The organism is Haloarcula sp. MBLA0163, assembly GCF_055632435.1.
Genome location: NZ_CM145745.1, coordinates 2,995,423 through 3,009,641, shown reverse-complemented (window position 1 = coordinate 3,009,641; position 14,219 = coordinate 2,995,423). Strand labels below are relative to the sequence as shown.

The following is a 14,219-nucleotide window of genomic DNA, read 5'->3' as shown; positions in this document are numbered from 1 at the left end:
GTCCAGTGGAAACGTAGGGCCTCCACGGAGGTAAACGTCTCGGCCAGGACGCCGCTGTGTGGGTCGTCTGGGGCCGCTTCGACACCCTTTTGGCCGGGCCACCGATATCGCGCCACATGGAAATCGACCGGGAGGCCATCGTGCAGATAGTGGTCTCGGCCATCGCGCTCGTGACGTTCGTCGCCGCCGCCGTCTTCGTCTCGCTGAACTACTCCAGCAACGGCGGGCTCACAGACCAGGGTGGCATCGCGATAATCGGCGCTATCGGGCTGTTCATCGTCGTGATGCTCGCCGCCGGCATCTGGATGGAGCGACAGGAGTTCTAAGCGTCGGCCTCGTCCTCGCCGCTCTCGCCGTTCTCCTCGCGCCAGTCGACCAGTTCGTCGTCCTCGGCGTCGTCCAACTTCTGCTCGTAGTAGGCCATCGGGTGCGAGATGCGCTCGCAGAGGTCGTCCTTGTTGACGCAGTCGCCGTAGGACACCATCGTCGAACACGCCGGCGTCGAGTACTCGGTGGGGCTCGTGTCGCCGCGGATGTGGTCGACCTGATAGCGGGTGGCCTCCTCGCCGAACCCCGGGTTCACCTGGAAGAGGTCGACGATCTCGTCGGTCGTCATCCCGATGCTGGTGAGGAAGGCGGCGATGGCGAACCGCGAGTGGTGTTCGAGGTGGTCGCCTTTCTGGACCTTGTCCAGCAGCGCCTGCATGCAGGGCGGGAACATCTCGGGGACGACGGTGTCTATCTCCCGGGTCAGGTCGAGTTCGGCGAGTATCTCCTGTAGTCGCTCGACCTCCTCGTCGAGTTCGTCGGCGATGGCGTCGGGCACGTCGAACGGCAGCCCGTCGGCGACGCGGTGCCGGATGGCCTGTTTCAGCAGGACGTGCAGTTCTTCGGCGGCGATGCGGACGCGGCCGTCGGCCAGCGGTCGGTTGACCAACCGCCACTGGTCGCCCCGCTGGTCGGCCGCCAGGTCGAGGTACGCACCGACGTCGACCCAGTAGCCCGTCTCGGCCTCGTCGACCGCGGCCGCGAGGTCGAACTCCGCCAGCAGGTCCCGCAGCTCGACGCGCTCGCTCTGGGTCGACTTGAACTCCGTCGTCGCCTCGAACTCCTCGCTGAACCGCTCGCGGGCCGTCTCGGCCTCCGCACGGGCGTACTTGCGGGTGCAGACGTGCTGGTCGACCAGCGAGACGAGGACGCGGGCCACCGGATAGGACAGCAGTTCGACGCGGGTCCGGCGGTGTGGCTCGCCGACGGTGCCGTCCGTGATGGCGTGTTCGACCCGCTCCAGCGCACGCTGGGTGACCGCCTCGTCGGTGGCGACGACCTCACCGAGGTCGACCGCGGCGGCCTCGACGGCCTCGCGGGCGGCGGCGAGGAACGGGTAGCGTGCGTGGAGCGGCTGCATGGACTGGCGTTGCGCGTGTGGCCGAATAAAATCCCCGTTCCGCCCCGCCTCGAATCCCGATGAATTATCACCTCGTATATCCTTGACCCCGCCACGTGCCAGCGACCGACCGCTCAGTCGACCTGACAGAGGGGCCGCTCTTGGGGCCACTGCTCGCCCTCTCCCTGCCGCTCGTGGGGACACAGCTCCTGCAGGTCGCGTACAACCTCGTCGATACGTTCGTCGTCGGCCGACTTGGTGACGGGGCCGTGGCGGCGCTGACCTACTCGCTCCCGTTCATCTTCCTCACCATCTCGCTGGGGAGCGGGCTCACCGTCGCCGGCACCGTCCTCGTCTCCCAGCACCGTGGGGCCGGCAACGACGACCGGGTGCGGGCCGTCGCCGGCCAGACCATCGCCGTCACCGCCGTCGTCTCGGGGCTCCTGTCGGTCGCGGGCTACCTCCTCGCGCCGACGCTCCTGCCGTACATCGGGACGACATCGGGGACGGCGATCCACGCGATGGCCGTCGAGTACACCCGCATCGTGTTCGCGGGGACGGCGTTCATGTTCGGCGCGTTCGCGTTCCAGGCCATCCTTCGCGGGTGGGGCGACACGAGGACGCCGATGTACCTCATGTTCGGGAGCGTCGTCGCCAACGCGGTGCTGGACCCGTTCCTCGTCCTCGGCTTCGACGGCAACGTCGTCTTCTCGCTGCTGGGTCTGGGCGGCCTCGAAGCGACGCTGTACGGGCTGACCGGCTTCTCGGGGATGGGCGTCGCGGGGGCGGCCGTCGCCACCGTCATCTCGCGGGGCGGGGCCGCACTGGCCGGTTTCTGGCTCCTCTTCTCTGGCCGCCTCGGGTTCGCCGTCTCGCTGTCGGACCTCGCTCCGGACCGCGAGACGGTCCGGCAGATTCTCGACGTCGGCGGCCCCGCCGGCCTCGAACGCTCGGCGGACTCGCTGGCCTACACCGGGATGACCGTCCTCGTGGCGATGGTCGGGACGAACGCCGTCGCGGCCTACGGCGTCGGCAACCGCATCAACACGCTCGTCTACCTCCCGGCGGTGGGCCTCGCACAGGGCGTCGAGACGGCCGTCGGCCAGAACCTCGGGGCCGACCAGTCGGGCCGCGCCCGGCGGGCCGTCCTGCTGGCGGTGGGCCTCGGCGGCGGCGTCTTCCTGCTGGCCAGTCTGGGCGCCTACGCCTTCGCCGCCGCCATCGTCGCGCTGTTCTTCGACGTGAGCAAGACCGCGCCAGAGGTGCTGGCGATGGGCGCCGACTACTTCCGCGTCATCGGCCCGACGTACGTGTTCATGGGCCTCTTCCACCTCCTGAACGCCGCGTTCCGCGGGGCCGGCAGCACGCGGACGGCGCTGGGGTTCTCCGTCGCCTCGCAGTGGCTCTTCCGCATCCCGCCGACGCTCGTCCTGATAACCGTCGTCGGGATGGGCGCGGCGGGCGTCTGGTGGGGCATCGCCGTCTCACACGTGGCCGCCGCGGCGCTCGTCGGCGTCTGGTTCCTCGTCGGCGACTGGGACGAGTCCGTCGTCGACGAGGACGACCGGTCGGACGACGAGGCGGCCGCTACCGCCGACTAAATCGGTTGTGTGGGGGAGTGTAACAGACTCACGGAACGGCTATACTGACTGACCGACCAGTCAGTACCATGTCGGTCCCCTTCTCTCTCCCTCCCCGGAGGTGTCGGCGGTGACGGCGACGAGCGAGCAGTCCGAGCGGTTCACGCAGGGCACCCTCCTCTGGCCCCTGCTGGCGCTGGCCGCCCCGCTGGTCGCCACGCAACTCCTCCAGACGCTGTACAACCTCGCCGACACCTTCTGGGTCGGCCGTCTGGGGCAGGACGCCGTGAGCGCCCTCTCCTTCTCGTGGCCCATCGTCTTCCTGCTGGTGAGCGTCGGCGGCGGGATGACCGGCGCCGGCACCATCCTCATCTCCCAGCACACGGGCGCGGAGAACGACGGCCGCGTGAGCCACGTCGCCGGCCAGACGCTGGTGTTCGTCACCGCCCTCTCGGTGGCCATCTCCGTCGTCGGCTACCTCCTGACCCCGACGCTGTTGCAGGTCATCGGCACCGAGGCCGGCACGCCCATCCACGAGATGGCCGTCACGTACACGCGCTACGTCTTCCTCGGCCTGTACTTCATGCTGGGATTCTTCGTCTTCCAGGCGCTCCTGCGCGGCTGGGGCGACACGAAGACCCCGATGTACCTGATGGTCGGGAGCGTCGCGCTCAACGTCGTGCTGGACCCGATACTCATCCTCGGCTTCGCCGACAACCCCCTGTTCGCGTGGCTCGGACTGGAGGGGGTCGCCGCGAGCGCGCTCGCGGCGACGGGCTTCACCGGCCTCGGCGTCGAGGGCGCCGCCATCGCGACGATAGTCTCGCGCGGGCTGGCCGCCGCCGTGGGCCTGTGGCTGCTGTTCTCGGGCCGGGTCGGCATCGAACTCTCGCTGTCGGACCTCCGGCCCGACCTGCCGGAGATCCGCAAGATAGTCGGCGTCGGCGCGCCCCTCAGCGTCGAGACGAGCACGCAGGCGCTGTCGGTGACGGTGATGACCGCCCTGGTCGCGCTCGTCGGGTCGGACGCCGTCGCCGCCTACGGCATCGGCGGCCGCCTCACGTCGCTGGTGTGGCTCCCGATGATAGGGATGGGGATGGCCGTCGAGACGGTCGTCGGCCAGAACCTCGGCGCCGGGAAGCGCGCCCGCGCCCGTCGGACGGTCCTCCTCGCCAGCGGCATCCTCGTCGCGGTGTTCCTCCTCGCCAGCCTCGTCGTCACGCGGTTCGCGCCGGCCATCGTCGGCGTGTTCATCACCGGCGAGGGCGCCGCCGCCGTCGTCGACCACGGAACGGCGTTCCTCCGCATCGTCGCGCCGACGTGGGCCGTGATGGCCGTCTTCCACATGATAAACGGCGGGTTCCACGGCGCCGGGTCGACCCGCCTCTCGATGGGACTGGGCCTGCTGACGCTGTGGGGCTTCCGCATCGTGGTCGCCGCCACGCTCGTCGTCGTGGTCGGGATGGGCGCGCCCGGCGCGTGGTACGGCATCGCCGCCTCCAACGTCGCCGCCGCCGTCGCCGGCGCCGCCTTCTTCCTGCGCGGCGGCTGGCTGGAGGACGTCATCGACGAGGAGTCCGATGAGAGCGAGACGAGCGACGCCGCCGTGGCAGCGTAGGCGGCTTAGAAAAGACGTTCTCGGCTCTTGCTCGCGGGTTCCCGCGGTCGCCGCTGCGCGTGTCCCGATATCTTCGTTTCGCTCGGATACCGCTCCTGCTCGCGGGCCACTGCGTTCCCCGCTGTGCATCTGGCGGACCACTCGCTGCGCTCGTGGTCCGCCCTACGTCCCGTGCTGCCAGGAGTCCATATATTCGGCCTGCGCGTCCGTCAGCGAGTCGAACTCGACGCCCTCCGCGTCCAGTTTGATCTCCGCGACTTCCTTGTCGAGTCGGTCGGGCACGTCGTGGACGCCGGCGTCGTAGGCGTCGCCGTTCTCCAGCATCTCACGCACGCAGACGGCCTGAATCCCGAAGCTCTGGTCCATCACCTCGACGGGGTGGCCCAGCGCGATGGGCGTCGCGAGGTTGACGAGGCGCCCCTCCGCGAGGACGTTCAGGCGGCGGCCGTCTTCCATCTCGTAGGCCTGCACGCCGTCGCGGGCCTCGTAGGTGTCGACGGCCAGCTCCGAGAGGGCGTCCAGGTCGACCTCCACGTCGAAGTGGCCGGCGTTGGCCAGCAGGACACCGTCCTGCATCTCCTCGAAGTGCTCTTCGACGATGACGTCCCGGTTGCCCGTCGTCGTGATGAACACGTCACCCTCCGCAGCGGCCTCGGCCATCGGCATCACGTCGTACCCCTCCATGTGGGCCTCCAGCGCGCGGCGAGGTTCGACCTCCGTCACGACGACGTCGGCGTTCTGGCCGCTGGCCTTCTTCGCGACGCCCTTGCCGCAGTGGCCGTAGCCGGCGACGACGACGGTCTTGCCGGCCCACGAGAGGTTCGTCGTCATGGCGATGCTCGCCAGCGAGGACTCGCCGGTGCCGTGGACGTTGTCGAACAGGCGCTTCATCGGCGTGTCGTTCACCGCGAAGACGGGGTAGTCGAGCTCGCCGTCCTCGTCCATCGCGCGCAGGCGGTGGACGCCGGTGGTCGTCTCCTCGCACCCGCCGACGATGGTGTCGACGAGTTCGGGGTAGTCCTCGTGGATGGCCGCGACGAGGTCCATCCCGTCGTCGACCGTGATCGTGGGCTCGTGGTCGATGACGGCCTCGATGGCGGCGTAGTACGCCTCGTCGTCGACGCCGCGTTCGGCGTAGGAGGTGACGCCCTCGACGGCGTCCAGCGCCGCCGAGACGTCGTCGTGCGTACTGAGCGGGTTGCAGCCGGTGATGGCGACCTCCGCGCCGCCTTTCGCCAGCAGTTCGGCGAGGATGGCCGTCTTCGCCTCGACGTGCATCGCCATGCCGATGCGTTCGCCCGCGAAGGGTTGGTCGGCCTCGAAATCCTCGCGCAGCGACGCACAGATGGGCATGTGCTGTGCTGCCCAGTCCATCTTCCGCCGGCCCGACTCGCGGGCCGCCTCGACGTCGTCGAGTCGCTCCGAAATGGGCGTGGTCATGCCCGACAGAAAGCGGAGAGTTCCTAAAACGCTACCGAAGGCGCTCGGTTATCGGCCCTTCGCGTTCCCGTTCGCGTGGTCCGGCGGTCCGCTCTCGCCGTCCTCGTCGGCATCCTCGTCGTCGTCCTGCTCGGGCTCTTCGTCCTCGGTCTCGGCGTCCTCAGTTTCGTCTTCGGTCTCCTCTTCGTCTTCGTCGTCTGCTTCGTCCTCGTCGTCGCTCTCGGTCTCGTCCTCGTCGTCCCCGTCAGGGCCGCGGTCCTCGGGCGGGCCCGCGTCGTCGGGGGCGTTCCCGGGGTTGTTCTGGGTGACGTACTCGGAGACCTCCGGGCCGATGCCGGTGGCACCGTTCTCGAGCAGGTAGTGGACGAAGTCGGAGACGCCGGCGAACTCCTCGTCCTCGGCGGTCTGGTTGACGTAGTCGAGCGCGAGCGTGGTGGAGTCGGTCGCGTTGTCGGCGCTGGCGTTCACCTCGATGGTGACGTTCTCGCTGGGGGCGGCCAGCGACACCTCGCCGTCGGCGTCGGTCTCGTAGTCGCCGGTCCCCTCGTAGGTGGCGTTGCCGTCGGTCGAGACCGAGACGTTGGCGTCCTCGATGGCGGTGTCGTTGCGCGTCACGTCGACGGTGACGGTCCCGTCGTCGTTCTGGGCCGCCGAGACGTCGATGCCGTCGACCAGCGTGACGTTCAGTTCGGCGGTCTCGCCGTCGGTCACGGTCAGGGTGACGGGTTCGTCGTCCTCGGGCGTCGGGAGGACCACGGTGCCGTTCTCGCCGGTCTCGTAGCTCCCGGCGCCGTCGTAGTCGCTGTTGGCCTCGCGCGTGCTGACGTTGACCGTCGCGTTCTCGACGGCGGCGTCGTCCCGCGTGACCGTCACGACGACGTCACGGTTCTGTTCGACGTCGACCTCGAAGTCGGGGTCGAGCTCGACCGTCGTCGCCGCGGTCCCGTCGTCGTCGCTGGCGGTAACGGTGACGTTCACGCGCTCGTCGGGCGTCGGGAGCGCGACGGTGCCGTTCGCGTCCGTCTCGTAGCTTCCGGACCCGGCGTAGCTGTCGTTGACGGCGGCGACGGTCACCGTCGCGTTCTCGACCGTGGAGCCGTTCCGTGTTACTTCGACGGTCACGTCGTCGTCCTGTGTGACGGTCACGGCGAGCGATTCGTCGGCGGTGTCGGCGGCGGCCGCCGCCGGCGCGAGCGCAGCGCCGAACAGTGCGGCGACCGTGAGGAGGGCAATCACTTTGTTTCGCATTACGTACCAGTCGTTCACCGGATACCCCTCTAAACCCCCCTCTCGTTCACACCGTTCAGTCCGATTCCCATGTTCGAATATACCGGCGTAGAACGACCGATACGGTTCAAAGCCTGCTCTGAACGTTTAACTCTCCTCGGCCCGTCGGACGAGCGCCGCCGCGTGCTCGCTCGCTCGCTCGCGGACCGCCGCCTCGTCGAACACCGTCAGGTCACGGTCCCGCATCAGCACGTCGCCGTCACAGACGGTGTGTCGGACGTCGCTCCCGCGGGCGGCGTAGGCCAGGTGCGAGACGAGGTCGTGGGCCGGCGTGAGGTGGGGCGCGTCGAGGTCGAGGACCGCGAGGTCGGCGTTCGCGCCGGGTTCGACGCGGCCGCCGTCGAACCCCAGCAGGTCGGCGCCGTTCTCGGTCGCCATCCGGACGGCTGTCTCGGCGGCGACGGCGCCCGCGTCCTCGGCCGCGAGTTTCCCGAGCATCGCCGCGTCGCGCAGCTCGTCGAACATGTCGAGGTCGTTGTTCGAGGCCGCGCCGTCGGTGCCCAGCCCGACCGTGACGCCCGCGTCGACCAGCCGCTGGACCGGCGCCATCCCGCTGGCGAGTTTCATGTTCGAGGCCGGGCAGTGGACCGCGCCGGTCCCAGTCTCGGCCAGCAGGTCTATCTCCGTCTCGTCGACGTGGACGCAGTGCGCGAGGAAGGTGTCCTCGCCGAGCAGCCCGACGTCGTCGGCGTATTCGAGCGGGCGCAGCTCGTGGTCGTCGACGAGTGGCTCGACCTCGTCTTCGGTCTCGTTGGCGTGGAGGTGTATCGGCAGGCCCGCCTCGACGGCCTCGGGGACGAACTCGCGCAGGTACTCCTCGCCGACGGTGGTGAGGCTGTGGGGCTGGAACGTGGTCCGAACCCGGCCGTCGGCCGCGCCGTCGAGTTCCAGCGCCACGTCGAGGCTCTCCTGCACGTCGGCGCGAGCGCCCGCGTCGTCCTTCCCGACGGTGACGGCGGTGTGTCCCAGCACCGCCCGCACGCCCGCCTGCTCGACGGCCTCGGCTATCTCGTCGACGTGGAAGTACATGTCCGAGAGCGCCGTCGTCCCCGACTTCACCATCTCGACGAGGCCGAGTTCCGCGCCGACGCGGACGTCCTCGGCGGTGAGTTCGGCCTCGACGGGCCAGATGTCCTCCTGCAACCACGCGTCCAGCGGCTTGTCGTCGGCGTAGCCCCGCAGGAGCGTCATCGCGACGTGGGTGTGGGCGTTGACCAGTCCCGGCAGCACGAGGCCGTCGCTGGCGTCGAGTTCGTCGTCGCCGGACAGTTCGCCGGGGGGTTCGACGGCCAGTATCTCGCCGGCGCGCTGGTCGACGAGGATGTCGGCGCGTTCGACTGTCAGGTCCGGACGGAGGACCCGTCCGCCGCTCACGAGGAGTTCGCTCATGGCCCGGGGTTGGGTGGCCCCGGTCTTAGTTCGGCCGGGTCCGCGGTCGCCGACTCCGTCACCGTCTTACCGGTCCGGCGCGTTCGACTCGTACTCCGATGGTCGTCACCGACACCGTGCGTCGCGCCGTCAGCGGCCTCCGCGAGGGCCATCCCGGCAGACTGCTCGGGGCCGTCGCGGCCGGGTGGTTCCTCGTCCTCGGGATGCGGTTCGTCGTCCCGGCGGTGCTCCCGGCCATCAGCGAGGAGTTCGGCCTCTCGAACGCGGCGGCGGGGCTGGCGGTGACGGTGCTGTGGCTCACCTACGCCGCGATGCAGTTCCCGACGGGGGCGCTCATCGACCGCGTCGGCGAGCGCACCCTGCTGGTGGCCGCGGCCGTCCTCTCGGGGGCGGGCCTGCTGGCGTACTTCGTCTCGGCGACCTACGCCCTCTTCCTGCTGGCGACGGCCGCGTTCGGCCTCGGGACCGGGCTGTACGGGCCCACGCGGGGGACGGTCCTCTCGCGGACGTTCGACGCCAACGAGGGGACCGCCTTCGGCGCGGTGATGGCTGCGGGCTCCGTCGGCGCCGCCGCGCTCCCGTTCGTCGCCAGCGTCGCCACCGCCCGGTACGGCTGGCGCGTCGCGCTCGGCGGGGTCGCGCCACTCTTCCTGGTCGTCGCCGTCGCCCTCTGGCTCTCGATTTCGGACCGTCCGACGGCGACCGACGGGCGCCGACTCCGCGAGGACCTCCGGGCGGCGCTGGCCGGGATTCGCCAGCGGCGGCTCCTGTTGGCCGTCGCCGGCGCGACCGTCATGCTGTTCGTCTTCCAGGCGGCGACGGCGTTCCTGACGACGTACCTCGTCACGGTGAAGACGCTGGACCAGTCCACCGCCGGCGCGATTCTCTCGGCGCTGTTCGTCGGCGGCGCCGTCTCCCAGTTCGCCACCGGCCGTCTGGCCGACCGCTACGGGTCGCCGCCGGTGCTGACCGCGGTGGCGCTCGTGAGCGCGGTACCGCTGGCGCTGTTGCCACATCTCGGGGGGCGACTCGCGCTGGCGGCCGGCGCGGCCGCCGTCGGCATCCGCATGAGCGCCGGGCCGCTCTCGAACGCCTACATCGTCGACGTCCTCCCCGACGAGGTGCAGGGGACCGGCTGGGGCCTCCTGCGCTCCGCCTTCTTCGCCGTCGGGTCGCTCGGGTCGACGCTGGTCGGCCTCCTCGCGGACGCCGGCCTGTTCGACGCCGCGTTCTACCTGATGGCCGCGCTGACGGCGCTGGCGGCGGTGGCCTACCTCGCGCTCCCCCATCGGGCGTGACCCGCGAGGGAAAGACAGTTGGCCCGCCGGGTGGGAGAGTGGGTATGCGCATCGCCGTCCCCAACAAGGGCCGCCTGCACGACCCGAGCGTCGAACTACTCGAACGGGCCGGCCTCCACCTCGTCGACGGGGCCGACCGCCAACTGTACGCCCAGACGGTCGACCCCGACGTCACCGTCCTCTACGCCCGCGCCGCCGACATCCCGGAGTACGTCGCCGACGGCGCCGCCGACATCGGCATCACCGGACTGGACCAGGTGCGGGAGGCCGAGGTCGACCTCGTGGACCTGCGCGACCTCGACTTCGGCCGCTGTCGCCTCGTGCTGGCGGCGCCAGAGGACGACGACGTCACTTCCGTCGCCGACTTCGAGGGGGGCCGGGTCGCCACGGAGTTCCCGAACGTCACCCGGCGGTTCTTCGAGGAACAGGGCGTCGACGTCGCCATCACCGAGGTCTCCGGGGCCACGGAGCTGACTCCCCACGTCGACATCGCCGACGGCATCGTCGACATCACCTCCACCGGGACGACCCTGCGGATGAACCGCCTCGAAGTCGTCGCCGAGGTGCTCCAGAGCTCCGTGCGCCTGTTCGCCCGCGAGGACACCGCCGACGCCGAGAAGGTCCAGCAGGTCGACATGGCGCTGGGGTCGGTGCTCTCCGCGGAGGACAAGCGCTACCTGATGATGAACGCGCCCGAGGACGCCTTAGACGACGTGAAGGAGGTCCTGCCGGGGATGGGCGGGCCGACGGTGATGGACATCGCCGGCGCCGACGACGTGGCCGTCCACGCCGTCGTCGAGGAGTCGGCCGTCTTCGAGACCATCAACGACCTCAAGAGCGTCGGCGCGAGCGACGTCCTCGTCACCGAGATCGAGCGCCTCGTCGAGTGACCTGAGCCGGCTCAGAACACGTCGACGGTGCCGTCCTTCCGCGGTTCGGTCGCCCCCGAGAGCGTCCCGTCCTCGTACCGCGCTATCTGTGCCCCGCCGAAGTACAGCGGCACGTCCACGCGCACCTCGTGCCCGCGGCGGGCGAGTTTCGAGGCCACGTCCTCGTCGAAGCGGGCCTCCGTCGCCAGCGTCCCGTCCTCGCAGTAGCGCCAGCGCGGTTCGTCCAGCGCCGCCTGCAACGGCAGCCCGCGGTCCAGCAGGTTCGAGAGCACCTGGACGTGGCCCTGCGGTTGCATGTACCCGCCCATCACGCCGAAGGCCGCCCAGTCGTCGTCGCCGAAGCGCGCGAGGCCGGGAATCAGGGTGTGGAACGGCCGCTTGCCCGGTGCGACGACGTTCGGGTGGTCGGCGTCCAGCGCGAACGACGCGCCGCGGTTCTGGAGGGTGAGGCCCGTCTCGCCCGCCACGAGGCCGCTCCCGAACCCGTTGAACAGCGAGTTGATGAAGGAGACGACGTTGCCCTCGCCGTCGGCGACGGTCAGCAGGACGGTGTCGGCGTCCTCGGCCGGGGAGTCGAGCATCCCGACTTCCGCGTTCTCGATGGCCTCCGGGCCGACCTCCGTGGCCCGCTGTTCGGCCCATTGTTTCGACTCCAGGGGCGGCACGTCCTCGTACTCGGGGTCGGTGATGTAGTGGTGGCCGTCGGTGAACGCGAGTTTGGTCGCCTCGGCCAGCAGGTGGGTCCGTTCGACGGGGTCCTCGGTCTCCGGGACGCCGACGGCCTCGGCGATGTTCAGCGCCTCGAGCGCGACGAGCCCCTGGTTGTTCGGCGGGAGTTCGTACACCTCGCTCCCGCCGTAGGTGGTCGAGACGGGGTCGGGGTACTCCACCTCGAACCCGGCGAGGTCCGAGCGCTCGAGGAGGCCGCCCTCGGACTGGACCGTCTCGGCGATGGCGTCGGCGATAGCGCCCTCGTAGAACGGGTCGGCGCCCTCCGCGGCCAGCGTCTCGAGGGTCGACCCGAGTTCCGGCAGGCGCACCCGCTCGCCCACCTCGGGCGCTCGTTCGCCGTCCACGAGGTACTGCTCGCGGGCCGCGTCGTTGCGCAGTTCCGGTTCGCAGAGGGCCCACGCCGACGCGATGACCTCGCTCACCGGGAACCCCTCGGTGGCGTAGTGAACGGCGTCGTCGAGGACGGCGTCCATCGAGAGGCGCCCGAACCGCTCGACGGTGGCCTCCCAGCCGCGGGGCGCGCCGGGCACCGTCACCGCCAGCGGGCCGCGGTCGGGCATCTCGGCCTCGTCGGGGGCACACCCCTCGCGGTCGGCGACGCGCTCCCGCACGGTGTCCAGCGTCGCGGCTCCCGGCGCGCCGCCGCAGGCCCGCATCGCGCCCACGTCGCCGTCGGCGGTGCGGTAGAGCGCGAAGGCGTCCCCGCCCAGCCCCGTACTCATCGGCTCGACGACGTTCAGCGTCGCCGCCGTCGCCACCGCCGCGTCGAAGGCGTTCCCGCCCTCGCGCAGGACGTCGATGCCCGCCTCGGCGGCGAGTGGTTGGCTCGTCGCGACGACGCCGCGGGTCCCGTAGGCCGTCGACCGACGGGAGGTGAACCGGTCCAGGTTCGGCTTGCTGTCCATAGACGAACCCGGTGGCTGGCGCTGAAAACTGTTTGGCCGGCCCTACTCGTCGAGTCGCCAGAGCGTCACCGCGAACACGAGCCCCAGCGCGGGGAAGGCGGCCAGGCCGAGGAAGGTGCCGCTCACGCCGACGGCCGAGAGGAGATAGCCCGATATCGCCGCGCCGGCGGCGCCGACGCCGAAGTTCGTCAGGTAGGTGTAGCCGTAGGAGAGCCCCCGGTCGCCGGGTGGGCTGTACTCGGCGATGGTGGCCTGATACAGCGGCTGGAGGGTGAAGAGCAGGAAGCCCAGCAGGACGCTGACCGCGAGCAGCGGCGCCAGCCCCGCTTCGGCGGCGGGGACGAACAGCAGGGCGACGACGGCGAGGCCGCCGAACACCGCCGCGAGCCCGGTCGTCGTCTCGATGCGGTCGGTGAGCTTCCCGCCGACGTACTGGCCGGCGATGCCGACGGTCAGCAGGCCCGAGTACAGGTAGAAGGCGAGGTCGAACTCCTCGGCCAGCGGGCTCCCGGGTTCGAACACCCGCACGAACTCGGTGACGGGTGGGAGGAAGCCGCCGAGGACGTCGGGCAGGAACGTCAGCGTCCCGCGGTAGAACAGGCCGTTCGTCGTCACGACGAGCATCGCGAGGGCGAAGCCCGTGGTGAAGAGGGCGCGGCTGTCCGCGAGGAACTCGCCGACCGAGGCCGGCGGGCCGTCGTCGCCGTCCCTCGCCTCGCCCCCGTCGGTGCTGACCGCCGCCGTCTCGTCGAACTCCGCGGTGAGCGCGTACGCCACGGCCGCGACGGCCGGGACGACCAGCAGGGCGGCGACGACGCGCCAGTCGAACGCGAGCAGGAGGAGCGCGGTCAGGAGCGGCCCCAGGGCGATGCCGGCGTTGCCGGCCATCCCGTGGTAGGCGAAGCCGGTGCCCCGCTCCTCGACGCCGGTGGAGATGAGCGCCAGCCCCGCGGGGTGGTAGACGCTGGCCGCCAGCCCCCACAGCCCCAGCGCGAGGGCGATGGTGAGGACGCCGGGGGCGACGCTCAACAGGAGGAAGGAGGCCCCCATCCCGACCAGACAGGCCGTCACGAGCAGGTTCGACCCGTAGCGGTCCGCGAGCACGCCTCCGGGCAGTGCGCCCGCACCGAACAGGCCGTAGCCGACGGCGACGACGGTCCCGAGCAGCGCCGTCGTCACGGGGAACTCGGTGAGCCAGACGACGACGAAGATGGGGATAGAGAGCTCGTAGGTGTGGACGAGGCCGTGTGCCAGCCCGGTGAACGTCACGATGGCGCGGTCGTTGTCTCGCATCTACACCAGCCCGAAGATGTTGTTCAGCGCGAACCCGAGCACCGCCGCGAAGGCGAAGTGCAGGGCGACCAGCGGCGCGGTCGACCGGGTCGACAGTCGATACACCGAACTGATGGCGATGCCGTCGGCCAGCAACGTGGCGGCGACGACGACGAGGACGCCGACGCTGGGCGAGACGAAGCCCGACTCGACGCCCCACCGCTGGAGCAGGAGGGAGACGACGGTGGGGACGATGGCGGCCTTCGCGGCCAGTTGGCTCGGCGTCTCCCCGATGAAGAACGTCGCTGCCAGATGGAGTGTGATGGCGTAGAACAACCAGGTGAGCAACAGGGTGACGACGACGGCGAGGACGCCGCCGCCGGTCAGACTCGGCGTACCGGCCTGGAGCATACCCGTGGTT

Annotated in this window: 12 protein-coding genes; 5 read left to right on the top strand and 7 right to left on the bottom strand. The window is 70.4% G+C overall.

Features of this window, described 5'->3' with window-relative positions; translation table 11 throughout:
- Window positions 1-116 precede the first annotated feature (116 nt).
- The gene (locus ACV7GQ_RS16130; protein ID WP_470311226.1) at window positions 117-326 is read left to right on the top strand and encodes a DUF7472 family protein; all 210 of its coding nucleotides are present in this window, start codon (window positions 117-119) and stop codon (window positions 324-326) included.
- On the opposite strand, the gene priL is transcribed toward ACV7GQ_RS16130, so the two are convergent.
- On the bottom strand, window positions 323-1,408 hold the full coding sequence (gene priL, locus ACV7GQ_RS16125; protein WP_470311225.1) for a DNA primase regulatory subunit PriL: 1,086 nt from the start codon (window positions 1,406-1,408) through the stop codon (window positions 323-325). The genes ACV7GQ_RS16130 and priL overlap by 4 nt on opposite strands.
- A 95-nt stretch (window positions 1,409-1,503) precedes the next feature.
- On the opposite strand from priL, the gene ACV7GQ_RS16120 reads away from it, so the two are divergent.
- Both ACV7GQ_RS16120 and ACV7GQ_RS16115 read left to right on the top strand, forming a co-directional pair.
- A complete protein-coding gene (locus ACV7GQ_RS16120) occupies window positions 1,504-2,988 on the top strand; it encodes an MATE family efflux transporter (RefSeq protein WP_470311224.1) in 1,485 nt (494 codons plus the stop codon).
- A 109-nt stretch (window positions 2,989-3,097) separates the two neighbouring features.
- Window positions 3,098-4,585 (top strand): MATE family efflux transporter, encoded by a 1,488-nt coding sequence (locus tag ACV7GQ_RS16115; protein ID WP_470311223.1) that lies wholly within the window; start codon window positions 3,098-3,100, stop codon window positions 4,583-4,585.
- Window positions 4,586-4,747: 162 nt separating this feature from the next.
- On the opposite strand, the gene ACV7GQ_RS16110 is transcribed toward ACV7GQ_RS16115, so the two are convergent.
- The 3 genes from ACV7GQ_RS16110 to ACV7GQ_RS16100 all read right to left on the bottom strand — a co-directional run bounded on the left by ACV7GQ_RS16110 (window position 4,748) and on the right by ACV7GQ_RS16100 (window position 8,701).
- Window positions 4,748-6,025, bottom strand: coding sequence for an adenosylhomocysteinase (locus tag ACV7GQ_RS16110; protein ID WP_470311222.1), 1,278 nt, complete (start codon window positions 6,023-6,025; stop codon window positions 4,748-4,750).
- Window positions 6,026-6,073: 48 nt separating this feature from the next.
- Window positions 6,074-7,273, bottom strand: coding sequence for a DNA primase (locus ACV7GQ_RS16105; protein ID WP_470311221.1), 1,200 nt, complete (start codon window positions 7,271-7,273; stop codon window positions 6,074-6,076).
- A gap of 126 nt (window positions 7,274-7,399) precedes the next feature.
- Complete coding sequence (locus ACV7GQ_RS16100) at window positions 7,400-8,701, bottom strand: amidohydrolase (protein WP_470311220.1); 1,302 nt, start codon at window positions 8,699-8,701, stop codon at window positions 7,400-7,402.
- Between the two features lie 98 nt (window positions 8,702-8,799).
- Here ACV7GQ_RS16100 and ACV7GQ_RS16095 point away from each other — a divergent pair, with 98 nt between their 5' ends.
- Window positions 8,800-9,999: an MFS transporter gene (locus ACV7GQ_RS16095; RefSeq protein WP_470311219.1), complete on the top strand. Its 1,200-nt coding sequence runs from the start codon at window positions 8,800-8,802 to the stop codon at window positions 9,997-9,999.
- A 44-nt stretch (window positions 10,000-10,043) separates the two neighbouring features.
- Window positions 10,044-10,889 (top strand): ATP phosphoribosyltransferase, encoded by an 846-nt coding sequence (hisG, locus tag ACV7GQ_RS16090; protein ID WP_470311218.1) that lies wholly within the window; start codon window positions 10,044-10,046, stop codon window positions 10,887-10,889.
- An 11-nt stretch (window positions 10,890-10,900) separates the two neighbouring features.
- On the opposite strand, the gene ACV7GQ_RS16085 is transcribed toward hisG, so the two are convergent.
- Genes ACV7GQ_RS16085 through ACV7GQ_RS16075 form a run of 3 tightly spaced genes read right to left on the bottom strand, consistent with a single transcriptional unit; the run spans window position 10,901 to window position 14,209 of the window.
- The gene (locus ACV7GQ_RS16085) at window positions 10,901-12,526 is read right to left on the bottom strand and encodes a gamma-glutamyltransferase family protein (protein ID WP_470311217.1); all 1,626 of its coding nucleotides are present in this window, start codon (window positions 12,524-12,526) and stop codon (window positions 10,901-10,903) included.
- Window positions 12,527-12,568: 42 nt separating this feature from the next.
- Window positions 12,569-13,819 carry an MFS transporter gene (locus ACV7GQ_RS16080; protein WP_470311216.1) on the bottom strand — a complete coding sequence of 417 codons (1,251 nt, stop codon included), beginning with the start codon at window positions 13,817-13,819 and terminating at the stop codon, window positions 12,569-12,571.
- Window positions 13,820-14,209: a DUF7473 family protein gene (locus ACV7GQ_RS16075; protein ID WP_470311215.1), complete on the bottom strand. Its 390-nt coding sequence runs from the start codon at window positions 14,207-14,209 to the stop codon at window positions 13,820-13,822.
- Between the last annotated feature and the right edge of the window lie 10 nt (window positions 14,210-14,219).